Source organism: Streptomyces sp. AM 2-1-1 (assembly GCF_029167645.1).
Lineage (GTDB): Bacteria > Actinomycetota > Actinomycetes > Streptomycetales > Streptomycetaceae > Streptomyces.
The window spans coordinates 1,077,712-1,101,316 of sequence record NZ_CP119147.1; the positions used below are offsets into that span (position 1 = coordinate 1,077,712).

Genomic DNA, 23,605 nt, shown 5'->3' on the forward strand with positions numbered 1-23,605 from the left:
GACCGTCCCGGCTGTCGTCGCGCACCCACCAGGCAGTGCGGGACAGCCCTTAGGCTGATGCCGACCGCCGCCCGCCGTGACGAGGGAGCCCGATGTCCGAGCCGACCCCGGAACCGTCCGTAGCCCACTTCGGTGCATCGGGGATGCGGCGGATCGTCGTGCCCCGGCAGTACGCCACGTTGCCCGGCCTCACCCGCGAGGTACTGGCGACGGCCGGAGTGCCGCTGCACGTGCATCCGTACTTCACGGCGGCCGGTGAGACCGACGGTCTCACCCTGCGGATGTTCGCCGGCCACCGCGGCCTGGTCCTGGAGGACCCCAGGGCGGACTGGGTCCGGCTCGGCAGCGACCGGCTGGCGCAGTTGTGCGTACGGCCCGACGGCGGCGTCCAGGCGGTCTTCCTCGCCCGCCCGGAGCCGGACCTCTTCGTCGCTTCGGACGTGCGGGCGTTCACCGCCACGCTGGCGGCCTTCGACCGGCGGCTGCCGGTGATCGTCGCCTCCTCCGGGCCGGCGGCCGCCGCGGCGGCCTACCGGGAGCTGGCCGCGGAACTCCGGCGGCTCGACCCCGAGGCGTTCGACGACCGCGAGAGCTGGTGGCCCCGGGTCCTGGAGGACGTGCGCCACACCCTCAACTTCCCGTTCTCCTCGGCGTTCGAGTACGTCGACGGGCACGGCGGCAAGACGATAGCCACCGAGCGGACCGCTCCGGGCCGGGCGCATCCCGAGGAGCTTCTCTGGGCGCGCCTGTCGGCGGACGGGGTCACCCCCGACCGGGTACGCCGGGTCTACTGCGAGCTGGAGCCGTGCATGATGCCGGGCCACTACTGCTCCGCGTGGCTCCAAGCGACCTTCCCGCACGCCGAGTTCACGCACAGCTTCGACTACGGGGATGCGGCGGCCGCGCGGGAGGAAGGGCTCAGGCAACTGATCCTCCACGCCGCACGACAGGCGGGACCGGCGTGAGCGGCGAGCCGGGCGCCACCGGCGGAGCCACCCGGACCACCGGGACCGAGCAGAAGTGGGGGCGGCCGGCGGCGGGGCGGGAACCTGCCGCGGCGGCTCTGCTGGCCTGGCTCGCGGACGCGGGGGCGCCCCGGATCTGCCTCGTCACCGGTGGCGCGGGGCGCGGTAAGTCGGCGCTGCTGGCATGGCTCGTCGCCCACGGCAGGCGTCCGGGAACACCTCCGATGCGGCGTGTGCACGCCTTCGCACCCCTCACCGGCCGCACGGCGACGACGGCGGCCTGGACCCTCGCGGACCAGCTGTCGGTGACGGCACGGACGCCCGGCGCACTGGTGGACGCGGTGGCCGGCGACGGCCGCCGTACGGTCGTCGTCCTTCCCGACCTGCACGCGGCCGACGGTCCCGAGGGCGTGGCCGAACTGGTCCTGGCCCTCGCCGAGTCGGACCACGTACGGCTGATCGTCGAGGTGCGGAGCCGGACGCCCGCCGAGCGGGCCCTCACGGAGGCCCGGTGTGCGGTGATGGACCTCGACGAGGCCCGGTGGACCGACCCCGCCCGGTACGCCTCCTGGCCGGCCCGGCCCCGGCAGGGCGCGCCAAAGCCGGCTGGGCCCGATCCGGCATCCGCGCCCGTGGCCCCGGTCGACCTGGACGATCCCGCCTCGGTCTGCACGGCGGACCCGTGGCAGGTCTCCGCCCTGTACGAGCGCTCCGGCGACGCCCACGGAGGCCTGCGGGCGGCCTGGTTGCGGGCCGGCGCCTCGCTCACGCGGGAACAGGCGGCGCCGGAGCGGGCCGGTGTCCTGCTGACCGCCCTGGGGAACGACGCGGATCCCCGGCTGTCGGCGGCGCTCGCGCGCTGCGCCGAGGGTGCCCGGTGGCGTGTCCGATGGCGGTGCGTGGCGGGCGACGCCCGGCCGCCGTGGCCCGGACCGGCCCGAGCCCTCGCGGCGGGCCGGGGGGTGCTCGACGGACGACTGGTCGTGACGGACCATCAGGGCACGATCCGCGTGCTGGAGGGCGCGGACGCCTCACCGGTGGGAAGACTTGCGAAGTCCCGGCTGTCTTGTGGTGCGTTGGTGGTTCACGAGGACGGCGCCGTGACGATCCTGGACGCGCACGGGTCGCTCTTCACGCAGCGCGCGGCGCCGGGCGCCGGGACGGCGGGCCTGTCCGCCCTGCTGTACGCCGGCCCGTCGGCCCACGACCGGCTCCTGGAGGCGGCGCGGGCGTACGCGGAGGGCGTCGCCGCGACCGCACTGGCCGCCTGCGACGGCGTACTCGCGGTGGCCGACGGGGCGGGCACGGTGCATGTCCTCACCGACCGGAGCGACCGACGAGGGCTGAGCGACGGAGCCGACGGAGGAAACGGGCCGGGTGTGGTCACCGCTGCACTCCACCGGGGTCCGGTGACCGCCCTCGCGGCCACCGGCGCCCTGCCGGCCGGACTCGACGCACCGTCACTTCCGTTGGTGTACAGCGGGGGAGCCGACGGGACGGTCCGGGTGTGGGCCCCTCACGGCGAGTCGCTGGCGACGCCCGTGCTGGCGCGCCCCTGTCCGGTGACGGCGCTGGCGGTGACCACCACGGGAGCGGGGCCCCTGCTGGCCGCCGCCTGGGCGGACGGCGTGGTGGTTCACCAGGCCGTGGCCGCGGGCGCCGCGCCCCGCGTCTTCCGCCCCGGCCTGCGGGTGAACGCCCTCGCACTCACCGCGGCGGGCGACATGGTCCTCGGCACGGACGAGAGCCTGATGTGTCTCGCTCCGGCCGACGGCTCCCGGGAAGCGGCGAAGTGAGCCGGGTTCCCCGAACCACCCCTCAGCAGCCACCGCTTGAGGGGTCTGCCTCCCTGGCCCGCCCTCTCGCATCTCCATGTCGCATTCCTGTCATGGCTTCCTCCCAGCCCTTGCGCCGGCCCCGGCACCGGTAGCTACCTTCTCCTCGTACGTCGAACGGGTCGAACGGGTCGGCCCCTTCGACGGGCCGAGCGGGGAGGGAGCGGCATGGGTTACACGATCCCGGGCTGGCTCGACGAGGTCCTGGACTTCATCGGCATCAAGTTCCCGAACGTCGACGAGGACGACTACCGCGAAATGGCCACGGCCATGCGGGACTTCGCCGGCAAGTTCGAAGGACACAGCGGCGACGCCCACCAGGCGGTCTCCCGCATCCTGCTCTCCTCCCAGGGCTGGGCCGTCGACGCGATGGAGCAGCACTGGAACAAGGTCCGGGTCAGTCATCTCGACAAACTCCCGGAGCTGGCGCGGCTGCTCGCGGACGCCTGCGACATCCTCGCGGACATCATCTTCGCGCTGAAGACCAAGGCGGAGGTCGAACTGGGCGTGATGGCGGCCTCGGTGGGCGTCTCCGCCGGGCTCGCCGTGGTCACCGGCGGCCTGTCGGCCCTGATCGGCGCGGCCGAGGTCGCCGCCATGCGACAGCTGGTGAAGCGGCTCGTCGACGAGGCGGTGGACCGCATCGTCGACGAGGTGCTCGCGAAGATCACCGAGCCGATCAACGCCAAACTGGAGGCGATGGTCGCGGACATGGTCCTCGATATCGCCGAGGGAGCCTTCTCGGTGCCCCCGGCCGACGGCGGGCCGTCGGGGCCCGGCAAGCCGGGTCCCGACGGCCTGCACCTGGCGTCGGCCGGCGGCGGCACGGGGTACGCCCCGGTGACCTACATCGACCACGTCGCGCTCGTGGACGGTGCGGACAAGGTCTCCGCGCACGGCGGCGAGTTGAGGCAGAGTTCGGCCGCGCACCTGTCCAGGGCGCGGAGCGCGTTCGGCCGGAGCAAGGGCCGTGATCCGTTCACCCAGGTCTTCGACGGCGTCCTGCACGGGGCGCTCAAGGGGTCGGAGAAGGCCCTCGGGAAGATAGCCAAGCACGTCACCGAGACGGTCCCCGCCGGTGTCAAGGCCACCTCCAAGACGCTCAAGGGCACGGACCACGACGTCGAGGACATCCTGGACAAGATCAAGAACAAGAAGGGCGGCTCCGGTGACACACCGATGTACCTGCTGGACGCGGACGGCTCGGTACGGCGGCTCCTGCCGGACGGGAGCGCGCACCCGCTGAGACAGGACGACACCTCCGGCGTCCACTCCGTGCTCAACGGCGGCCAGGCCTGGCACCCCTGGCACTCCACCGACAAGAAGGGGTACGGGGTGAAGGACGGCGGGGAGAACGCTCCCCGGGTCACCTCGGAGAAGATCCCGCCGGGCTCCAGCGACCTGGCCCGTGCCACCCAGATCGCCCGCTACCACAACGCGCACGAGCGCCCCGAGATCTACAAGCGCGGCGGTGCGAACTACGCCTCGCTCCTCTTCGACGACGACGCGGACCGGCGGTTCATACTGGTCGGCACCAGCGATCCGGTGCACTCGGAGAGGATTCTCGGATACCCGATTCTCCATTCCTCGGAGCAGGCGCACGTCAACGCGCTCTACACGGAGCGCGAGCCCTGCCAGGAGACCAACATGTACTGCGACCAGTGGCTGGCGCAGCACTTCGACGAGAACATGGACGTCACCCACAGCGCGAAGTACGACCAGGACGAGAAACGCCCCGACAGCGACACCGAACTGAGCAAGTGGAAACAGGACCGGGAGCACCGGGCGTACGTCAAGTGGCTGCACGAGCAGTGGGCGGCGCACGGTGTGGACGGCGGAGCGACCGGCACTATGATCGACCTCTCCCCCTCCGAGAACAGGTTCGTTCCCTGACGCTCCGGATCGTCCCGCGAGCCCACGGGGCCACGAGCCCACGGGCCGCGCTGAGCGCGTTCCGCGCCCCTCGGTGGGACTGCCCGAGAACGACGAGAGAGTGACGAGGGTCCGATGCTGTTCGCGCTGTCCCGAGAAGAGTTGGTCGCCTCCCTGGGCGAGGAAGCTGTTTTCGTGGCGCCCTCCGGTTCCCTGGAGCCTGCGGCCGAGAACTCCCCCGCAGGCCGGCTGCTGACCTCGGTCGGCATCCCGACGGGAGTCTTCCAGCCGCAGAAGCGCATGGAGTCGGGCCGTTTTCCGCTCGTGGACGAACGGATCGAGCTCACCGGGTACGAAGCTCCGCCCGGGTGCGGAGCATGGGTGGTGTTCGGCTGGATCCCGCAGACCCACCTGGCTCTGGATCCCGGGACCGGGAAGGTCCACGGGTTCTCCGAGAACGGCGGTCCGGTACAGGAGGTGCACGCGGACATGTCCTCCCTCTCCTACCTCGCTTTCGCCCTGCACCGGCTCCTGAAGGAGTTCACCTGGAGCGACGACGAGGAGGACGAGGAGGACGACTTCGAGCGGCTCGCGCACTCCCTGGAGCAGATCCGCGCGACGGTGTCCGCCCGTGATCCGCTGCCCTTCACCGGTGGCAGTGTCTGGCCCGCCGTGCTGGACGACATGGAAGCGGGCATGTGGTCCTGACCGGACCGAGGGCGGTGCGGCGGCCACCCGTCGTGGGAAGCCGTCTTCTGCTGGGGCATGACGTGCCGCCGCGTGGGCCGTGGCGCGTTCAGGGCGTCGCGGCGGAGACCACGTAGACGACCGGCGACGCCGGGTCGGTCATGTTCACGGTGATGTTCTGGGTGGGCCGGGGGTCCTTGTTGGCGTGGGTGGTCCCGGCCCAGTCGGCGGCCGGCCAGAAGTTCCAGTCGGTGATCCTGATGTCCCGCTGGGAGATCGTGATCTTCCCGGTCCTCAGGGCCGCGCGGTTGGTTCCCACGCCGCTCAGGAAACGGTCGAGACCGGCGGAGGTGGTCCGGAACTTCAGGTACATCCGGCTCGCCTTCCAGTTGTTGGTCTCGTAGTACTGGACGCCGGTCGCGTTCCCCGGCACGGGCACCTCGAAGATCCGCCGCTGCATCCGTGACGGCCAGCTGGCGCGAAGCCCCTGGGCCGCCGCCTCGGCCTCCTTGTCCTTGCCGGACCGGCGGCTCTGGCCCGCCGAGACGAGCAGGTACCCGGCCGGGATCCCGATCAGCAGCACGATGATCGTCGCGGTGATCAGCCGTCTGCGGAAGATCCGGCGCGGGTCGCGCTCGGCTCCGTCCTCACGGGGCGCGCCAGAGGGCGCCGGCGCGGAGGGCTCGGCGACGGCGACCACGGTTCCCTCGGGACTCGGATGCTCGGCTGCGGTCATGATCTCAGGATCCCTCGGAGCTTCGGTACGCGGACGGACGGGGGCGTGGGCGCGGGGCGGGCGGCGACGCGCGGCGGAAGGGCTCCGCGCCGGCCCGGCCCGGCGGTCAGTCTTCCGTCCGGGTGCTCCGGGTGCTGCGCAGGGTGCTCGCGGCCTGGTCGTAGATCTGCGCGTACCGCTCGTACCGTTCGACCCGGCGGCGGTTGGCGCGGCGGAAGCGGCGGGCGACGAGCCGGGCCAGGTCGGCGGCGCCGACCATGCCGGCCTCCGGGCCGAGCTGGGCCCGTACGATCCGGGCCTCGGGGCGGTAGCCGCGACCGGTGAGGTGGCGCTTGAAGGCGTCCCGGGCGGGGCCGATCAGCAGGTCGTCGGCGGCGCTGACGCCGCCGCCGATGACGAAGCACGACGGGTCGAGGGCGGCGGCGAGGTTGGCGATGCCGACGCCGAGCCACTGCCCGATGTCCTGGAAGAGCTCGATGCACATCGCATCGCCTTCGCGGGCCAGCTCGGTGATGAGCGGCCCGGTGATCTCGGGGACGTTGCCCTTGACCCGCTCGATGATGTTGTACGCCACCGGGGAGTCGGCGGCGGCCAGCTCCTTGGCCTCGCGGACGAGCGCGTTGCCGGAGCTGTACTGCTCCCAGCAGCCCCGGTTGCCGCAGGGGCAGCGGTGGCCGCCGGGGACGACCTGCATGTGCCCGAATTCGCCGGCCACACCGTACCGGCCCCGTTTGACCTGCCCGTCCTCCAGGATCGCGCCGCCGATGCCGGTGCCGAGGGTGATCATCACCAGGTGGTCCTCGCCCCGGCCGGCGCCGAACCGCCACTCCGCCCAGGCGGCGGTGTTGGCGTCGTTGTCGACCATGACGGGGACGACGAGGCGGGAGGCGAGGGCGTCGCGCAGCGGCTCGTCGCGCCAGGCGAGGTGGGGGGCGAACAGCACCTTGGAGCGGTCCGCGTCGACCCAGCCCGCCGCGCCGATGCCGACCGCGTGCACGTCGTGGCGGTCGGAGAGGTCCAGGACCAGCTCGACGATGGTGTCCTCGACGACCCGGGGGCTCTTGGACTTGTCGGGCGTCTCGGTGCGCAGCGTCTCCAGGATGTTGCCGTCGGCGTCGACGACGCCGGCCATCACCTTGGTCCCGCCGATGTCGATGCCGACGGTCGGGACGCGGGGAGCGGTGAGGTGGGAGCGCCGCTCGCGCGTACCGACGGTCTTGAGGACGGTGGCGCGGGCGGAGCCGCGGTGGGTGAAGTCGCGGTACGTGCTCATCGTCCCTGCGGTGTCTGGAGCGGCCGGCGGGTCACTGCTGCCGGCGGCGGACGGCGCCCACCTCCACCGATTCTGCCACTGCCGTCCGCCCTCAGCCGCCGCGGCGATGTCCGTCGCGGCGGCTGCGGGCCTCGCGTCAGTCGGTGTCGCCGGCCACCGGGTGTCCGCCGATGGAGGTCGGCGCGGGGGCGCGTTCGAGCTCGTGGCTGAGTTCGTCGAGCTCGCTGCCGCCCGCCATCTGCCGGGTGAGCTCGTCGAGCGTGACGTCGCCCTTGGTGTGGCTGCCGGCCATCGCGCCGCGCTTGAGGAGGACGAACCGGTCGCCGACGAGGTAGGCGTGGTGCGGGTTGTGGGTGATGAGGACCACTCCCAGTCCGGCGTCGCGGGCCGCCGCGACGTACTTCAGTACGACTCCCGACTGCTTGACGCCGAGGGCGGCGGTGGGCTCGTCCAGGACGAGGACCCTGGCGCCGAAGTGGACGGCCCGCGCGATGGCCACGCACTGCCGCTCGCCGCCGGAGAGCGTGCCGATCGGCTGGTCGACGTCGCGCAGGTCGATGCCCATGCGCAGCAGCTCGGCGCGGGTCGTCTCGCGCATCAGCCTGACATCCAGGCGCTTGAACGGGCCGGATCCGGTGGTCGGCTCCGAACCGAGGAAGAAGTTGCGCCAGACCGGCATGAGCGGGACGACGGCGAGGTCCTGGTAGACCGTGGCGATGCCCCGGTCGAGGGCGTCGCGGGGGTTGGCGAGCGTGGTCTCCTCCCCCTCGATCCGGAAGGCGCCCTCGTCGTGCCGGTGCAGACCGGCGATGATCTTGATGAGGGTGGACTTGCCGGCACCGTTGTCGCCGAGCACGCAGGTGATCTCGCCCGCGTGGACCTCCAGCGAGACGTCGGTCAGCGCCTTGATGCTGCCGTAGAACTTGCTGACGTGGTCGAGCTGGACCAGCGGCCGGGGGGCAGCCGCCCGGGTGTCCGGGGCCGTCATGTCGTCGCCTCCGCGCGCTTGCGTACCCATGTGTTGAGGAGGGTGGCCAGGAGCAGCATCGCTCCGAGGAAGAACTTGAACCAGTCCGGGTTCCACTCCGCGTAGACGATGCCCTTGCTCGTCATGCCGAAGATGACGGCGCCGACGGCCGAGCCGATCGCGGAGCCGTAACCGCCGGTGATCAGGCAGCCGCCGATGACGGCCGCGATGATGTAGGTCAGCTCGTTGCCGACGCCCTCGCCGGACTGGACGACGTCGAAGCTGAAGAGCAGGTGCTGGCCGGAGACCCAGGCGGCGAACGCCACACCGAGGTAGAGCCCGATCTTGGTACGGATCACCGGGACGCCGACCGCGCGGGCCGCGCTCTCGTCGCCGCCGACCGCGAAGATCCAGTTGCCGAAGCGGGTGCGGAGCAGGATCCAGGTGGCGACGGCGACCAGGCCCAGCCACCACAGGATCGTCACCTTCAGCTCGACGCCGCCGAGGGTGAGCTGCGAGGCGAAGAGCGCGTGGGCGGAGTCGAAGCCCCACATGTCGCCGATCGCCTTGGTCGACACCGTGCCGCTGATGAGCTTGGTGAGACCGAGGTTGAGGCCGGTCAGCATGAGGAAGGTGCCGAGGGTGATGATGAAGCTCGGCAGCTTCGTCCGGGTCAGCATGAAGCCGTTGAACGCGCCGAAGGCCAGGGTGACCAGCAGCGAGACGAACACCCCGACCCAGACGTTGGCCGTCATCTGGTAGCTGAACATCGAGGAGACCAGCGCGGAGCTGGTCACCATGACACCGGCCGAGAGGTCGAACTCGCCGCCGATCATCAGCAGCGCGACGGGCGCGGCCATGATCCCGATGGTGGAGGCGGCGTAGAGCACCGTGCCGAAGCTGGAGAGCTGGAGGAAGCTGCTCGCGACCACCGAGAAGAAGAGGAAGACCGCGACGGCGCCGACGATCGAGCCCAGCTCGGGGCGGCCGAGGAGCCGGCGCAGCGGTGAGGTGCGCAGCAGTCGCTCGTCGGCGCCGCCGGGAGCCGGCGCGGGGGCCGTGGACTGACCGGTACCCGTCATCGGGTACCCCGGGCGGTGTATTCGGCGAGTGCGTCGGCGTCGGCGGCCGTGATGATCTGCGGGCCGGTGAGGACGGGCTGGCCGCCGCCGAGGACGTTGCGGTTGAAGCGGTAGAGCCAGAGCAGGTCGACGGCCTCGTAGCCCTGGAGGAACGGCTGCTGGTCGACGGCGAAGCCGAGCGTCTTCGCCTTGAGGCCGGCGGCGACCTTGGCGTTCAGGTCGAAGGTGTCGATCTCGGCGTCGCTGCCCGCGGACTTCTTGGCCTGGACGGCGGCGTCGGCGAAGGGGGCTCCGAGGGTGACGACGGCGTCGATGCTCTTGTCGGTCTGCAGCTTGGCCTCGATGGAGGCCTGGACGTCGGGCATGTTGGTGCCGTCGACGTAGAGGTTGGTGATCTTGCCGTCGAAGTTCTTCTTCACCCCGGCGCAGCGCTGCTCGTGGCCGACGTTGCCCTGTTCGTGCAGGACGCAGAGGGCGTTCTCGCGGCCCCGGGTGTTCAGCTCGTCGCCGACGGCCTCGCCGGCGATCGACTCGTCCTGGCCGATGTGGGTGAGCGCGCCGTAGGCCTTGGACTCGGCGGAGCCCGAGTTCACGGTGATCACCGGAATGCCGGCCTTGGTGGCCTTGGCGAGGACGTCCTTCATCGCCTCCGGCTTGGCGAGCGAGACGATGATGCCGTCGACCTTCTTGTCGATCGCGGTCTGGACGAGCTGCGCCTGCTGCTGCGCCTCGTCGTTGTGCGAGTACAGGAAGTTGATGTTGTCCTTGCCGGCCGCCTCGTCGGCGCCCTTCTGGACGATGTCCCAGAAGGTGTCGCCATCGCCCGAGTGAGTGATCATGGCGAACGTCCAGCGGGGCGTGTTCACGGCGGAACGGCCCTCGGAGGCGGCCTGCGAGGCGGCCGCGCGTTCCTCCGCCCGCTTGCCGCCGGTGCTGCTGCATCCCGCGAGGGAGGCGCCGAGCGCCACTGCCAGCACGGCGCCCGTCGCGCGTACCCCTGTCCGAACCCTTGCCACGAAGCCGTGCCCTTCTTGTGCCGCTCACTGTGCCGTCTGGTGCGCCGCGGACATGAGGAGTCCCGGCCCGGCTGCCCAAGTATCCCCGAGGTTCGACGGGCGGCACCCGGCAGGGCCCGGGCAGATGGGAGGGGCGCCCTGGCGCACGGGCGATTTCCCAGGTCGCACGGGTGCGGCGGGTGCACGGCGGGGCGACTGCGCGTGCTTGACACGGCGACAGGGCGGACGCCACGGTGAGGCCATGCGCATCGGACTGGTCGGAACGGGACGTATCGGCACCTTCCACTCGGAGGTGCTCAGCCGCCATCCCGCGGTGGACGCCCTCCTGGTGGCGGACGCCGATCCCGCCCACGCGGCGGCCGCGGCGGCCCGTACGGGTGCCACGGCGGTGCCGGTGGACGAGGTGTTCGCCGGCGGGGTGGACGCGGTGGTCATCGCGTCGGCCACGGCCGCTCACGCCGGCCTGATCGCCCGTGCGGCACGGGCGGGGCTGCCCGCCTTCTGCGAGAAGCCGGTCGCCGTGGACCTGCCGGGGACGCTCGCCGCGCTGGCCGAGGTGGAGGCGGCGGGGTCGGTCCTCCAGCTCGGATTCATGCGCCGCTTCGACGCCGGGTACCGCGCCGCGCGCGAGGCGGTCCGCGAGGGGCGGCTCGGCCGGCTCCACACGGTGCGCGCCGTCACCTCGGATCCCGAACCGCCCCCCGCCGCCTACCTCCCGCTCTCCGGCGGGCTGTTCCGCGACTGCCTCGTCCACGACTTCGACATGGTGCGGTGGGTGACCGGCCGCGAGGTGCGCGAGGTGTACGCCACCGGGTCGGACGCGGGGCCGGCCGCGTTCCGCGAGGCGGGCGACGTGTCCACCGCCGCCGCCCTGCTGACCCTGGACGACGGGACCCTGGTGACGGCCACCGCGACCCGGTGCAACGGCGCCGGGTACGACGTACGGATGGAGCTCGCGGGCGAGCGGGACCAGATCGCGGTGGGTCTCGACGACCGCACCCCGCTCACCTCGGTGGAACCGGGGGGAGGGGGCGCGCCGCTGAAGGCGTGGCCCGGCTTCCTGGAGCGGTTCGCCCCCGCGTACGAGGCCGAGCTCGACGCCTTCCTCCGGCTGGCGGCCGGCCGGGCCGCCAATCCGTGCGGCGTACGCGAGGCCCTGGCGGCACTGCGGATCGCCGAGGCGTGCGAGCGGTCGCGGCGGGAGCGGCGCCCGGTGGCGCTCGCCGGGATCCCGGGCGGCTGAGCCCCGCGCGAGCCGTCGCGCGCCCTGCCTACCAGGCGACCGGCAGTCTCTCGGGCCCCCGTATCAGCATGCCGGTACGCCAGGTGAGCAGCTCCGGATCGGTGTCCAGCCGCAGGTCGGGGCAGCGTGCCAGCAGCGATCCGATCGCGGCCCGCGCCTCGACGCGGGCGAGCGGTGCTCCGAGGCAGTAGTGGATGCCGTGGCCGAAGGCGACATGGCCGCGTGCGTCACGGGTGATGTCGAAGCGGTCGGCGCCCTCGAAGCGGGCGGGATCCCGGTTGGCGTCCGCCATCGCGACGAGGACGAGCTCGCCGCCGCCCGGGATCACGGTGGAGCCGACGGTGAGCGGCGCGGTGGTGAAGCGGTACGTGGGGGTCTCGACGGGGCCGTCGTAGCGCAGGATCTCCTCCACCGCGTTCCCGAGCAGGCCGGGCCGGTCGCGCAGGGCGGCCAACTGGTCGGGGTGGGTGAGGAGGTGGAGCACCCCGTTGCTGATGAGGTTGACCGTGGTCTCATGACCGGCGACGAGCAACAGCCAGGCCATGCCCGCCAGTTCGTTTCCGGAGAGCCGGTCCCCCTCTTCGTCTGCCGTGTGGATGAGCGCGCTCATCAGATCGGTGCCGGGGTCCTTGCGCTTGTCGTCGAGGAGCGCGGCGATGTACGCGTTCATCGAGGCGACGGCGGTGCGCCGCTCCTCGGCGTCGGTGGAGGAGAGCGCGGTGTTGGACCACTCGCGAAAGCTCTGCCGGTCCATGGTGGGCACGCCCAGCAGTTCGCAGATGACCGCCATGGGCAGCGGGAACGACAGCGCGTCGACGAGATCGGTGCGGCGGTCCGGTTCCGCCAGCATGGCGTCGAGCAGCTCGTCCGCCATCCGCTGGATGCGCGGGGCGAGCTGTTGGATCCGGCGCGGGGTGAACTCACGGCTCACCAGTGTGCGGAGCCGGGTGTGGTCCGGGGCGTCGGAGCTGAGCATGGTCCTCCCGGCGGAGACCTGGTGGGCACCGAGGAGGGGTGAGGCGTTGGCCCAGTCCTTGGAGAGCCTCTGGTCGGCGAGGAGTTCGCGGCCCGCTTCGTACCCGACCACCAGCCAGGCGGGGGTCCCGTCGGGGATGACCACCCGGTGCACGGGTCCCCGGGCGCGGAGTGCGGCGTAGACGGGGTAGGGGTCCCGGGTGAAGTCCTCGCCGAGAGCGCCGAGGTCGAGTATCGCGTCGGTGGTCACCGCGGTTCCTTTCCGGAGGTCCGTGCGCGCCGGCCGGGGCGGACCGGGGAGAGCGGCACGTACGCGGCCCCGCCCCCCGTGAACCCCTACCTCGGCGGGAGGCGGTCCAACCCTCGTGCCACCGCCCGCTGTTGTGCGCCGGTCGCTCGGCGGGGGCGCCCCGGCGTCCGGACGGGGCCGTCAGGCGCGTGCGCCGCTCCGCCCCCAGGCCGTCCCGGCCAGGACGAGGACCGCGCCCACCGCTCCGAGGACACCGAGCCGTTCGCCGCCGATCGCGATGCCGACCGCGGCGGCCCACAGGGGTTCCGTACCGAGCAGCAGACTGACCCGGGAGGGCGAGGTGCGCCTGACCGCCCACATCTGGACGAAGAACGCGAAGAGCGTGCAGAAGGCGGCGAGGAACAGCAGCCCGGCCCACTCGGCGGCGCCGAACCCGGCCGCCACCGTCCAGGGTGCGGAGCCGGTACCGGGCGCCGCGGTGAGGACGGCGAAGACCGCCACCGCGCTGCCCAGCTGGACCGTGGTCAGGGAGAGCGAGTCGGCGGACCGGACGGCCTTGATGCGGGCCATCGCGAGGACGTGGACGGTGCGCGCGAGGGCGGCGAGCAGCATCAGCAGGTCACCGCCGGACGGCGTGGTGAACCCCCCGCCCTGGGTCAGCAGCACCACGCCCGCGACCGAGAGCCCGGCGGCGAGGAGGAACCGGCCGGTCGGCCGGGTGCGGGTGACGGCCGACTCCGCCAGCGGAGTGAAGATCATGGTCAGGCTGATGATGAGCCCGGCGTTGGTGGCCGAGGTGTGGACGAGTCCGTACGTCTCCAGCAGGAAGATGCCGCTGAGGACCAGTCCGAGGAGCCCCGCGCCCCGCCACTGGGCAGCCGTCAGGGATCTCAGTCCGCGCGCTCCGACGACGACCAGGACGGGCAGCACGACGGCGAAGCGCAGCACCAGGACGGCTATGACGGTCCCCGGTGTGGTGATGCCCTTGGCGGCGAGGTAGCTCGCCCCCCAGACGACAGCGACCGCCAGAACGGGCAGGTCGGTCGTCCAGGCGGAGCGGGACGGGGCGGTGGCGGGCAGGGTGACAGCGGGCACCTGGTACTCCTGGGTTCTCCACGGCGGGGGTCTCCGGGCGACGGAGGGTCTTCCATGGCGGATATGCCTCCACGACGAGGGCTCTCCGTGAGGGAGGACTCTCCGTGACGGAGACGCCTCCGCGTCGGATGCGGCGTGGAGACCTCGCCGGCTCGCGCACGGACCCGGGTCACGCTATCCGGGCACCGGCCCGGAATAAAACCCGCGTTCCCACTCGCGTTCACCCGTTCGCCGGACCCGTCTCCCCCGCGCCCCTCCCCCTGCGGGCTCCGTCCCCCCGCGATCTGCCCGGCGGTGTCGGCCGTCCTACGCTGGGTGGGACCGCACCGGACCGGGAAAGGACGAACATGAGCGCCGGCGACATCCCGCACCTCCCCCTCCTGGACCACCGCACCCTCCCGGCGGTCGGTCTCGGCACCTATCCCCTGGACGACGACGAGGCGGAGACGGCCGTCGCGGGGGCGTTGGGCCTCGGATACCGGCTCGTCGACACGGCGCTGAACTACGGCAACGAGCGCGGCACCGGACGCGGTGTCGCCCGCAGCGGGGTGCCGCGCGAGGAGATCACCGTCACCACGAAGGTGCCCGGACGCCACCACGGCTACGAGGAGACGCTGGCCTCCTTCGAGGAGTCGCGGACCGCGCTCGGCCTGGACCACGTCGATCTCTACCTCATCCACTGGCCGCTGCCGCGCGTGGACAAGTACGTGGAGACCTGGCGGGCGATGATCAAGCTCCGTGAGGAAGGACTGGTCCGCTCCCTCGGCGTCTCCAACTTCAGCGCGGCGCAGATCGACCGGCTGGAGCGGGAGACCGGGGTGCTGCCGGTGGTCAACCAGATCGAGCTGCACCCGCTCTTCCCGCAGGACCGGTTGCGGGAGTACCACGAGGCGAAGGGCATCGTGACCCAGGCCTGGAGTCCGCTGGCGCGCGGCCGCGAAGTGCTGGAGTCGCCGGAGACCGTCGCGGTCGCCCGGGAGCACGGCGTCACGCCCGGCCAGGTGGTGCTGCGGTGGCACACCCAGCTGGGGGTGGTCCCGATCCCCAAATCGGCCGACCCCGAGCGGCAGCGGGAGAACCTTGACCTGTTCGGCTTCGAGCTGACACCGGACCAGCTGGACCGGATCGAGTCGAGCCGCCCGCACCGGTTCGGCGGCGACCCGGACGACCACGAGGAGTTCTGAGCAACTCCTGTGCGGGCCCCGGGCCCGGGGTGGCCCGCGGGACAGGTCCCGACCGGCCGGCGGACGGCCCGCCCGGTGGCCCTATCCTGCGCGGATGACGCATGAACCCGAGCTGACGTCCCCGGTCGAACTCTGCCGCCCCGACGGGCGGTTGAATCCCGCGGCCGTCGGCTGGACCCGGCGCCCCCTGCACACCGCCAACCTGCGCGGCTGGGGCCGGGCGAAGCGCTGGGAGTACTGGGGCATCGTCACGCCGGAGCACATCGTCGGCCTGGTCGCCTCGTCGCTCGATTACGCGGGTGTGCACGGGCTCTACGTGCTGGACCGGGCGACCGGCGTCGAACACGGCACGGACGTGGTGGAGCCGCTGGCCCGCGGCACCGTGCTGCCCGCGCGCAGCGGCGAGGGTGAGGTCTCGGTGCGGGCGGGCGGGCTGGAGATCAGGATCGGGCAGAGGCCGGACGGCTCGACGATCCGGGCGACCGCTCCGGGCGTACGCCTCGACGTGGAAGTGCCGTTGCCACCGGGACACGAAGCGCTCGGGGTGGTCGTGCCGTGGAGCGACAAGCGGTTCCAGTACACGGTCAAGGACGTCGGCCGACCGGTGCACGGCACGCTGGCGGTGCACGGGCGGACCTACGAGGTGGGCGGCCCCGAGGCCTTCGCCGTGCTGGACCACGGCCGCGGCAAATGGCCGTACGCGGTGCGGTGGAACTGGGCGGCCGGAGCGGCTCCCGGGCGTGCGGTCCAGTTGGGTGGCGAGTGGACCGACGGCACCGGTGTCACCGAGAACGCCCTCTTCGTCGACGGACGCCTGCACAAGATCGGCGAGGAGCTGCGCTGGAGCTACGACCGGTCCGACTGGCTGCGCCCGTGGCACATCCGCGGCGAGCGGGTGGACGTGCGGTTCAGTCCGTTCCACGAGAAGGCCGGGCGGACCAACCTGGGCGTCGTCGCGAACGAGACCCATCAGTGCTTCGGCACCTTCAGTGGCTGGGCTCTGACCGACGAGGGGAAGAAGACGGATCTCGACGGCCTGGTCGGCTGGGCCGAGGAGGCCCGCAACCGGTGGTGAGGCCGGGGACGGAGGGGCGGGACGGTGCTGGTGTGCCGTGCGGCCCCTCCCCGCCCGTCATCGGTTGACGGGGGCGACCTCCGTCATCCGCGACCAGCCGTCGCCCGGGATCTCGACGTTGATGATCTCGGGAACCTCCGCGACCAGGGAGGACATCGTCTTGATCGCGGTCTGGAAGTGCGCCGACTTCACGTGCGCCTCGCCCGCCTCCGCCGAGGCGAACGCTTCGAGCAGGACGAACTGGTCGGGGTTCTCCACGCTGTACGACCAGTCGAAGAACAGGTTTCCGGGCTCGGAGCGGGTGGCGAGGGTGAACTCCTCCATCGCGGGGAGCCAGTTGTCGCGTTCGGCGACGAGGACGGTGAACTTGACGGCGATGAAGATCATGGCTGCTCCTGGTCGGGCCGTACGGGAACGCGCCGCCGGGCGCCGGTGGCCCCGACGACACCGCGACCAGGGTGACATACGGCACCGCACCGCACCCTTCGGGCGCACCGGACCGCTGTCCGACCGCCCTCGCCGCCGGCGCGTGCGGGTCCGCGCGGTCCGCGCCACGCGGTGTGCGCCCCGGCGGACGCCTGTCGGCAGCCGCCCCGCCGAGGGCTCAGCGGCCCCCGAGCTCCCGGTACCGCGCGGTCAGCCGCCCCGCCCCCTCCTCGGTCAGGGAGCCGAAGAGCCGCAGCCGGGAGATCCCGCCGTCCGGATAGATGTCGAGGCGCACCCGGGTGCCGCGCACCGGGGTGTCCAGGACGAAGCGGTGGTCGGTGTCGGGCTGGAGCCGGGTCCGGGGCAGGAGTTCGGTCCACTCTCCGTCCGCTCCGTCCTCCCCGTCGCGCACCCGGAGGGCTGCCCAGCCGGCCGCGTTGCCCTTGAGGTAGGCGGTGTCGATCTCGACCGCCCGGATCTCCGCCTGGGCGGGCAGCGCGTAGCGGATCCAGTCGTTGCCCCTGTCCCGGCGGCGGCGGGTCTCCCAGCCGTCGTCCATCTTCTGGGAGCGGCCGGGTCGGATGCTGTTCGTGGCCGGGGAGTAGAAGCGGTCCGAGGCGTCCTCCACCCGGCCGCCGTTCTCCAGGGCCAGCAGGTCGAAGGTGCCGAGCGCGGTGAGCCAGGCGGGGTCGGGCGCGACCTCTCCGTGGACCCGTAGCCGGGCGATGCCACCGTCGGGGTACTGGCAGATCCGCAGATGGGTGAAGCGCCCTCCGGCATCGACCGTGAAGCCGTTGGCGGCGTGACCGGCGATCTGCGTGCGGGGCACCAGCGTCGTCCACGTCACGTCGGGTGCCCGCAGCTCCTCGGGCGAGGGGGCACCCGGCAGCGCGGTCGCCTCCACCGAGACGGCCCGCGGGTAGTTGCCGCGGAAGTGGGCGGTGTCGACGACCAGTCCCCGCACGAGGCCGGGGGCGCCGAGCCGTACCAGCGCCCAGTCGTGGTCGTCGTCCTCTGGGTGCGGGCGTTCGGCGCTCTCGCCGCGCCGGCGACGGGTCTCCCAGCCGTCCATGATCTTGCCCTTGTGCCCGAACCGTTCGGGGTCGAAGACCGCGGGTCCCGGCTTCAGCAGGTTCTCCCGTTCGGCGAAGAACTCGTCGTTGGCGGCGATCACCCCGCCGCCGAGCTGCCGGGCCGCGAGGTCGACGAAGTGGCTGAAGGGGAAACCGGCGGGCCCCGGGGTGCGGTAGTCGGCGTACGGATCGCCCCCCGCGTACGGGTGGGCGTCACCGGTCCAGCGCGGCGTCTCGGGCTCCGTCATGGTCAGTGGTTCCTTTCGAGCAGACGGCCGGAGGGGGCCGCGAACACGCCGTCGCCGAGGATCCGTTCGCCCCGCAGCCAGGTCGAGGTGACGACACCGTGCAGGGTCCGGCCGGCGTAGGCGGTGACCTGGTTGCGGTGGTGGAGGGCAGTGGGATCGACGGTGAAGGCCGCTTCGGGGTCGAGGACGGCGAAGTCGGCGTCCCGACCGGGTTCGATGGCTCCCTTGCGGTCCAGTCCGGCGAGGCGGGCGGGGCCGGCGGACATCCAGCGCACCACGTCGTCGAGGGTGTGGCCGCGGCGGCGTGCCTCGGTCCAGAGGGCGGGCAGCCCCAACTGGAGGGAGGAGATGCCGCCCCAGGCGGTGGCGAAGTCGGGAGTCTTCAGATCGGCGGTGCACGGCGAGTGGTCGGAGACGACGCACTCGATGACGCCGTCGGCGAGCCCTTGCCAGAGCACGTCCTGGTTGGCCGCTTCCCGGATGGGCGGACAGCACTTGAACTCGGTCGCCCCGTCCGGTACTTCCTCGGCGGTGAGGGTGAGGAAGTGCGGGCAGGACTCGACCGTGATGCGGACGCCCTCGCGCTGCGCCTCGGCGATGAGCGGCAGCGCGTCACCGGAGGAGAGGTGCAGGACGTGCACGCGGGCGTCGAGGCGCTTCGCGTGCGCGATCAGTCCGGCGATGGCGTCGTTCTCGGCCGCGCGGGGGCGGGACGCCAGGAAGTCGGCGTACGCGGGGCCGACGCGGTGCGGGGCGGCGTCCAGGTGACCCGGGTCCTCGGCGTGCACGATGAGCAGCCCGCCGAAGTCGGCGATCTCCGCCAGGGAGCGCCCCAGCCGCTCCTGGTCCAGGTGCGGGAACTCGTCGACGCCGGACGGGGAGAGGAAGCATTTGAAGCCGAAGACGCCGGCCTCGTGGAGAGAACGCAGATCCTTGGCGTTCGCCGGGATCGCGCCGCCCCAGAATCCGGTGTCCACATGGATCTGGGGAGCCGCCACCCGCTGCTTGGTCCGCAGGTGCCCGACCGTGGTGGTCGGCGGGAGGGAGTTGAGCGGCATGTCGAGAAGGGTCGTGATGCCTCCGGCGGCCGCCGCCCGGGTCGCGCTGCGGAATCCTTCCCACGCGGTGCGCCCGGGGTCGTTGACGTGCACATGGGTGTCGACGAGCCCTGGCAGCAGGGCCTTCTCGCCGAGCTCCTCCAGCCGGACGCCCGCCGGCACCTCGGTGTCGTGCGGCAGGACCGCATCGATCCTCCCGGCCAGCACCGCCACCACCGCGGGCCGGGTGCCTCCGGGGGTGACGACCCGCGTCGAGCGGAGCATCAGGCCGCCGCCCGGGCTCCCGCCGCCGTCGTGCTCGTTCCGCAACTCCGCACCAGGCACCCGTGCTCCTCGCCCCGCCGGCGCCGGAACGCCTCAGCGATGTCAACGAACTGTTGAAGGAGTCTTCATGCGCGATTCTCCTCCGTCAAGCCCCTCCCGCCCCGGCAGGACCCCGCGCGGGAGCCCACTGGAAGGCCACCGAACAGCCCTCCGGCTTTCCGCAGGGCAGAAACGACCTCTCGTCAGGTGAAAGACGAGACGGCGCGGCGGCGCCCTCCCCGGGTCGCCCGACGCACCCGCCGGCACCGGGACCGACCGTCCTGACCGGCACATACGCACGGTCGCGGGCGGTGTGCGAACGGCAACGGGCCGGTAGGCTGCTCCACTCGCCCTCCGCTTCGAAAGGACCGTTGACGTGCCGCCGTCCGACGCCAGCTCCCCCGACTCCCGTACCGCCGGTCCCAGCGGCGGGGTGCAGTCCCTGGAGCGCGCCTTCGACCTGCTGGAGCGCATGGCGGACGCCGGGGGCGAGGTGGGCCTGAGCGAGCTCGCCACGAGCAGCGGGCTGCCGCTCCCCACGATCCACCGCCTGATGCGCACCCTGGTGGTCTGCGGATACGTGCGCCAGCAGGCCAACCGCCGCTACGCGCTGGGGCCCCGGCTCATCCGCCTGGGCGAGTCGGCGTCCCGGCTGCTCGGCACCTGGGCGCGGCCCCACCTCCAGCACCTGGTGGAGGAGACGGGCGAGACCGCGAACATGGCGCTGCTCGACGGCGACGAGGTGGTGTACGTCGCCCAGGCGCCCTCGAAGCACTCGATGCGGATGTTCACCGAAGTGGGCCGCCGCGTGCTGCCGCACTCCACCGGCGTCGGCAAGGCGCTGCTCGCGCACACCTCGCCGGAGGAGGTACGGGCGTTGCTGGCGCGCACCGGGATGCCCGCCGCCACCGAGAAGACGATCACCACGCCGGACGCCTTCCTGGAGGCGCTGGAGCAGGTCCGCCGCTCCGGGTACGCCGTCGACGACAACGAGCAGGAGATCGGGGTGCGCTGCCTCGCGGTGGCCGTACCCGACTCCCCCACCGCCGCCGCGATCTCCATCTCGGGCCCGGCCGGCCGGGTGACCGAGGCGGCGACGGAACGGATCGTCCCGATCCTCCAGCGGACGGCGAAGGAACTCTCCGAGGTCCTCACGGCGAGCGGTTAGCGGCCACCGCCCTTTCCTGCACGCGCCGGGCGCGCGGAACGCGGTGGGGCGGGCATGCCGGGCGGCCACCGGCATGCGGAACCCATTGCCCACGACGGAGGGCGGCGGGGCACCCTGGCCCCGCCGCCCTCCGTCGTACGGCCTCCCGCCAGGGGCAGCAGGTGCGTCACCCGCGCGGCGGCTCCCCGAAGAGATCGACCGCGTTCCGTACCGCGCGGAGTCCGGGCGCCAGGGCGCTCACGGAGCCGATCGCCCCGGCGATCAGCAGCAGGGAACGGCGGAGCCGGGGGATCTCCGGTACCCCGCCGGCCGCCATGGCGTCCAGCGCGGCGAGTTCCTCCTCCGCGATCCCCCGGTCGGAGAACTCCGCGGGGTGGCCGGCCAGCTCGCGACGGAGCCGGGACACCACTGTCCGCAACTCCGCGACCCTGGGGTCCTCGCTGCTCCCGGTCACCCGCTCCTGCTCCACACTTCGCAACAACGCATTCCCCCTCGCACGCCGTCCTGCTGTATGCGTTCGGTCCCGGAGCGTGGTCAAGTGCGCCGGGGTGGAGGCAAGTTAACGCCATCGAAGGTGGCCGGCGCCACTCAGTGACGAGAAATCAGGGTTACCCCTGAGAGTGGTTCCGACTTCGCCCGCACCAGCCGAGCGGCGGCCTTTTCGGTGGTATGCAGGAGCCATGGTTGCTGTTCGGAAGAACTCCCTGGTCACCGGGGTGCTGCTCGCCGCCGGAGGCGGCCGCCGACTCGGCGGACGCCCCAAGGCGCTCCTCTCCCACCGGGGGCGCCCGCTCATCGAACACGCCGTTCGATCCCTGCGCGACGGCGGCTGTGACCGGATCGTGGTGGTGCTGGGCGCCGCCGCCGACGAGGTGCGGGCCCGGTCCGTGCTCACCGGGTGCGCGGTCACCGTCAATCCGCGGTGGGAGCAGGGCATGGGCACTTCCCTGCGTGCGGGTCTCGCCGCGCTGACGGACACCGGGGCGCAGGCGGCGCTCGTCCTCCTCGTGGATCAACCGGGCATCGGCGCCGAGGCGGTCTCCCGGGTACGGACGGCCCACACCTCGCGGGCGAGCCTGGTGGCCGCCGCGTACGACGGGAAGCGCGGGCATCCCGTCCTCCTCGGCGCGGAGCACTGGGCCGGCGTGGCCGAGGCCGCCGACGGGGACCAGGGAGCCCGCGCCTACCTCCGGGAGCACCGCGCGGGGCTCACACTCGTGGAGTGCGGGGACGTGGCCCGCCCGTACGACATCGACACGCCGGAGGACCTGAGACACCTGGCGGACCCCGGCACACAGGGCGGATGACCGCGCTCGCGGGGCCGTGTCCGAGGCGACGCACCACCTGCCCCCGACGATTGAAGTTCCACCATGAGGAAACTACTATCCACGCACCAGAAGCCCCAGAAGGAGTGACCGCTCATGTCCGGACCGGTGCCGTCCCCCCTGGCCGTCGTCGACGCCGAACCCCTGCCCCGGCAGGAGGAGGTACTGACCGACGCGGCCCTCGAGTTCGTGGCCGAGCTGCACCGGCGGTTCACCCCCCGCCGCGACGAGTTGCTGGCCCGCCGGGGTGCGCGGCGCGCGGAGATCGCCCGTACGTCCACGCTGGACTTCCTGCCCGAGACGGCCGCCGTCCGCGCCGACGACTCCTGGCGGGTGGCGCCCGCACCGGCGGCCCTGGACGACCGCCGGGTGGAGATCACCGGCCCGACGGACCGGAAGATGACGGTCAACGCGCTCAACTCCGGCGCCCGGATCTGGCTCGCCGACTTCGAGGACGCCTCGGCCCCCACCTGGGAGAACGTCGTCCTCGGCCAGCTCAACCTGATCGACGCCTACGAGCGGCGCATCGACTTCACCGACCCGCAGTCGGGGAAGACGTACGCCCTGCGGCCCGCCGGGGAGCTGGCGACCGTCGTCACCCGCCCGCGCGGCTGGCACCTGAACGAGCGTCACCTCCAGCTCGACGGAGACCCGGTGCCGGGCGCGCTGGTCGACTTCGGCCTGTACTTCTTCCACAACGCCCAGCGGTTGATCGACCTCGGCAAGGGGCCGTACTTCTACCTCCCGAAGACCGAGTCCCACATGGAGGCCCGGCTCTGGAACGACGTCTTCGTCTTCGCCCAGGACCGCCTCGGCATCCCGCAGGGCACCATCCGCGCGACCGTGCTCATCGAGACGATCACCGCCGCGTACGAGATGGAGGAGATCCTCTACGAACTGCGCGACCACGCCTCCGGACTCAACGCCGGACGCTGGGACTATCTCTTCTCCCTCGTCAAGAACTTCCGTGACGGCGGCGCGAAGTTCGTCCTGCCGGACCGCAACGCGGTCACGATGACGGCACCGTTCATGCGCGCGTACACCGAACTCCTGGTCCGCACCTGCCACAAGCGGGGCGCGCACGCCATCGGGGGCATGGCGGCCTTCATCCCGTCGCGCCGGGACCCGGAGGTCAACAAGGTCGCGTTCGAGAAGGTGAAGGCGGACAAGGACCGCGAGGCCGCCGACGGCTTCGACGGTTCGTGGGTCGCCCACCCGGACCTGGTGCCGATCGCCCTCGCCTCCTTCGACGCGGTGCTCGGCGGGAAGCCGAACCAGAAGGACCGGCTCCGCGAGGACGTGTCGGTGGCTGCGGCCGACCTGATCGCCGTCGACAGCCTGGACGCCCGCCCCACGTACGACGGCTGGCGCAACGCCGTCGCGGTCGGCATCCGCTACATCGAGGCGTGGCTGCGCGGCGTGGGAGCCGTTGCCATCTTCAACCTCATGGAGGACGCGGCCACGGCGGAGATCTCCCGCTCGCAGATCTGGCAGTGGATCAACGCGGACGTGGTCTTCGAGAACGGCGAACACGCCACCGCGGAGCTGGCGCGCGAAGTCGCCGCGGAGGAACTGGCCACCGTCCGCGCCGAGATCGGCGACGAGGCCTTCGCGGCCGGTCGCTGGCAGCAGGCCCACGACCTGCTGCTCCAGGTCGCGCTGGACAAGGAGTACACGGACTTCCTCACGTTGCCCGCCTACGAGCAGCTGCGCTGATCCCGTCCGCTGCGAGGCCGGTCGGGAGGCTGC

21 protein-coding genes are annotated in these 23,605 nt (G+C 72.4%); 10 read left to right on the forward strand and 11 right to left on the reverse strand.

All coding sequences use genetic code 11. From position 1 onward, the window contains the following. The first annotated feature begins 92 nt into the window (after window positions 1-92). The 4 genes from PZB77_RS04575 to PZB77_RS04595 all read left to right on the forward strand — a co-directional run bounded on the left by PZB77_RS04575 (window position 93) and on the right by PZB77_RS04595 (window position 5,380). Entirely contained in the window at window positions 93-965 is an 873-nt protein-coding gene (locus PZB77_RS04575; protein ID WP_275491237.1) for a nucleic acid/nucleotide deaminase domain-containing protein, read from the forward strand. Then, window positions 962-2,761, forward strand: coding sequence for a hypothetical protein (locus tag PZB77_RS04580; protein WP_275491238.1), 1,800 nt, complete (start codon window positions 962-964; stop codon window positions 2,759-2,761). Before PZB77_RS04575 ends, PZB77_RS04580 begins: the two co-directional genes overlap by 4 nt. A gap of 207 nt (window positions 2,762-2,968) precedes the next feature. Beyond that, a complete protein-coding gene (locus PZB77_RS31220; protein ID WP_343299836.1) occupies window positions 2,969-4,693 on the forward strand; it encodes a nucleic acid/nucleotide deaminase domain-containing protein in 1,725 nt (574 codons plus the stop codon). A gap of 114 nt (window positions 4,694-4,807) precedes the next feature. Continuing rightward, window positions 4,808-5,380, forward strand: coding sequence for an SUKH-4 family immunity protein (locus PZB77_RS04595; RefSeq protein WP_275491239.1), 573 nt, complete (start codon window positions 4,808-4,810; stop codon window positions 5,378-5,380). A gap of 88 nt (window positions 5,381-5,468) precedes the next feature. Here the strand turns inward: PZB77_RS04595 and PZB77_RS04600 are convergent, their stop codons facing one another. From PZB77_RS04600 to PZB77_RS04620, 5 genes are all read right to left on the reverse strand, one after another. Then, the gene (locus PZB77_RS04600) at window positions 5,469-6,095 is read right to left on the reverse strand and encodes a hypothetical protein (protein WP_275491240.1); all 627 of its coding nucleotides are present in this window, start codon (window positions 6,093-6,095) and stop codon (window positions 5,469-5,471) included. A 106-nt stretch (window positions 6,096-6,201) separates the two neighbouring features. Further along, the gene (locus tag PZB77_RS04605; protein WP_275491241.1) at window positions 6,202-7,368 is read right to left on the reverse strand and encodes an ROK family glucokinase; all 1,167 of its coding nucleotides are present in this window, start codon (window positions 7,366-7,368) and stop codon (window positions 6,202-6,204) included. A 136-nt stretch (window positions 7,369-7,504) separates the two neighbouring features. Beyond that, a complete protein-coding gene (locus PZB77_RS04610; RefSeq protein ID WP_275491242.1) occupies window positions 7,505-8,356 on the reverse strand; it encodes an ATP-binding cassette domain-containing protein in 852 nt (283 codons plus the stop codon). After that, complete coding sequence (locus tag PZB77_RS04615) at window positions 8,353-9,417, reverse strand: ABC transporter permease (RefSeq protein ID WP_275491243.1); 1,065 nt, start codon at window positions 9,415-9,417, stop codon at window positions 8,353-8,355. Before PZB77_RS04615 ends, PZB77_RS04610 begins: the two co-directional genes overlap by 4 nt. Further along, the gene (locus PZB77_RS04620; RefSeq protein WP_275491244.1) at window positions 9,414-10,433 is read right to left on the reverse strand and encodes a sugar ABC transporter substrate-binding protein; all 1,020 of its coding nucleotides are present in this window, start codon (window positions 10,431-10,433) and stop codon (window positions 9,414-9,416) included. Before PZB77_RS04620 ends, PZB77_RS04615 begins: the two co-directional genes overlap by 4 nt. 241 nt (window positions 10,434-10,674) lie before the next feature. On the opposite strand from PZB77_RS04620, the gene PZB77_RS04625 reads away from it, so the two are divergent. Further along, window positions 10,675-11,676, forward strand: a complete 1,002-nt coding sequence (locus PZB77_RS04625) for a Gfo/Idh/MocA family oxidoreductase (RefSeq protein ID WP_275491245.1) — start codon at window positions 10,675-10,677, stop codon at window positions 11,674-11,676. 28 nt (window positions 11,677-11,704) lie between these two features. On the opposite strand, the gene PZB77_RS04630 is transcribed toward PZB77_RS04625, so the two are convergent. Continuing rightward, window positions 11,705-12,901: a cytochrome P450 gene (locus tag PZB77_RS04630; protein WP_275491246.1), complete on the reverse strand. Its 1,197-nt coding sequence runs from the start codon at window positions 12,899-12,901 to the stop codon at window positions 11,705-11,707. A 180-nt stretch (window positions 12,902-13,081) separates the two neighbouring features. Then, on the reverse strand, window positions 13,082-13,996 hold the full coding sequence (locus PZB77_RS04635) for a DMT family transporter (RefSeq protein WP_275491247.1): 915 nt from the start codon (window positions 13,994-13,996) through the stop codon (window positions 13,082-13,084). A gap of 347 nt (window positions 13,997-14,343) precedes the next feature. Here PZB77_RS04635 and PZB77_RS04640 point away from each other — a divergent pair, with 347 nt between their 5' ends. Then, the gene (locus PZB77_RS04640) at window positions 14,344-15,180 is read left to right on the forward strand and encodes an aldo/keto reductase (protein ID WP_275491248.1); all 837 of its coding nucleotides are present in this window, start codon (window positions 14,344-14,346) and stop codon (window positions 15,178-15,180) included. 94 nt (window positions 15,181-15,274) lie between these two features. Next, window positions 15,275-16,255 (forward strand): DUF2804 domain-containing protein, encoded by a 981-nt coding sequence (locus tag PZB77_RS04645; protein ID WP_275491249.1) that lies wholly within the window; start codon window positions 15,275-15,277, stop codon window positions 16,253-16,255. A 57-nt stretch (window positions 16,256-16,312) separates the two neighbouring features. Here the strand turns inward: PZB77_RS04645 and PZB77_RS04650 are convergent, their stop codons facing one another. The 3 genes from PZB77_RS04650 to allB form a co-directional block, all read right to left on the reverse strand. Continuing rightward, window positions 16,313-16,642, reverse strand: a complete 330-nt coding sequence (locus tag PZB77_RS04650; protein WP_275491250.1) for a putative quinol monooxygenase — start codon at window positions 16,640-16,642, stop codon at window positions 16,313-16,315. 217 nt (window positions 16,643-16,859) lie between these two features. Then, window positions 16,860-18,002: an allantoicase gene (gene alc / locus PZB77_RS04655; protein ID WP_275491251.1), complete on the reverse strand. Its 1,143-nt coding sequence runs from the start codon at window positions 18,000-18,002 to the stop codon at window positions 16,860-16,862. A 2-nt stretch (window positions 18,003-18,004) separates the two neighbouring features. Further along, a complete protein-coding gene (allB, locus tag PZB77_RS04660; protein ID WP_275495915.1) occupies window positions 18,005-19,324 on the reverse strand; it encodes an allantoinase AllB in 1,320 nt (439 codons plus the stop codon). 415 nt (window positions 19,325-19,739) lie between these two features. Here allB and PZB77_RS04665 point away from each other — a divergent pair, with 415 nt between their 5' ends. After that, on the forward strand, window positions 19,740-20,531 hold the full coding sequence (locus tag PZB77_RS04665) for an IclR family transcriptional regulator (RefSeq protein ID WP_275491252.1): 792 nt from the start codon (window positions 19,740-19,742) through the stop codon (window positions 20,529-20,531). 166 nt (window positions 20,532-20,697) lie between these two features. On the opposite strand, the gene PZB77_RS04670 is transcribed toward PZB77_RS04665, so the two are convergent. Continuing rightward, window positions 20,698-21,012 carry a DUF5955 family protein gene (locus PZB77_RS04670; RefSeq protein WP_275491253.1) on the reverse strand — a complete coding sequence of 105 codons (315 nt, stop codon included), beginning with the start codon at window positions 21,010-21,012 and terminating at the stop codon, window positions 20,698-20,700. Between the two features lie 199 nt (window positions 21,013-21,211). On the opposite strand from PZB77_RS04670, the gene PZB77_RS04675 reads away from it, so the two are divergent. Then, window positions 21,212-21,838 (forward strand): nucleotidyltransferase family protein, encoded by a 627-nt coding sequence (locus PZB77_RS04675; RefSeq protein ID WP_275491254.1) that lies wholly within the window; start codon window positions 21,212-21,214, stop codon window positions 21,836-21,838. Window positions 21,839-21,952: 114 nt separating this feature from the next. Then, window positions 21,953-23,572 carry a malate synthase A gene (gene aceB / locus PZB77_RS04680; RefSeq protein WP_275491255.1) on the forward strand — a complete coding sequence of 540 codons (1,620 nt, stop codon included), beginning with the start codon at window positions 21,953-21,955 and terminating at the stop codon, window positions 23,570-23,572. Window positions 23,573-23,605: the final 33 nt, after the last annotated feature.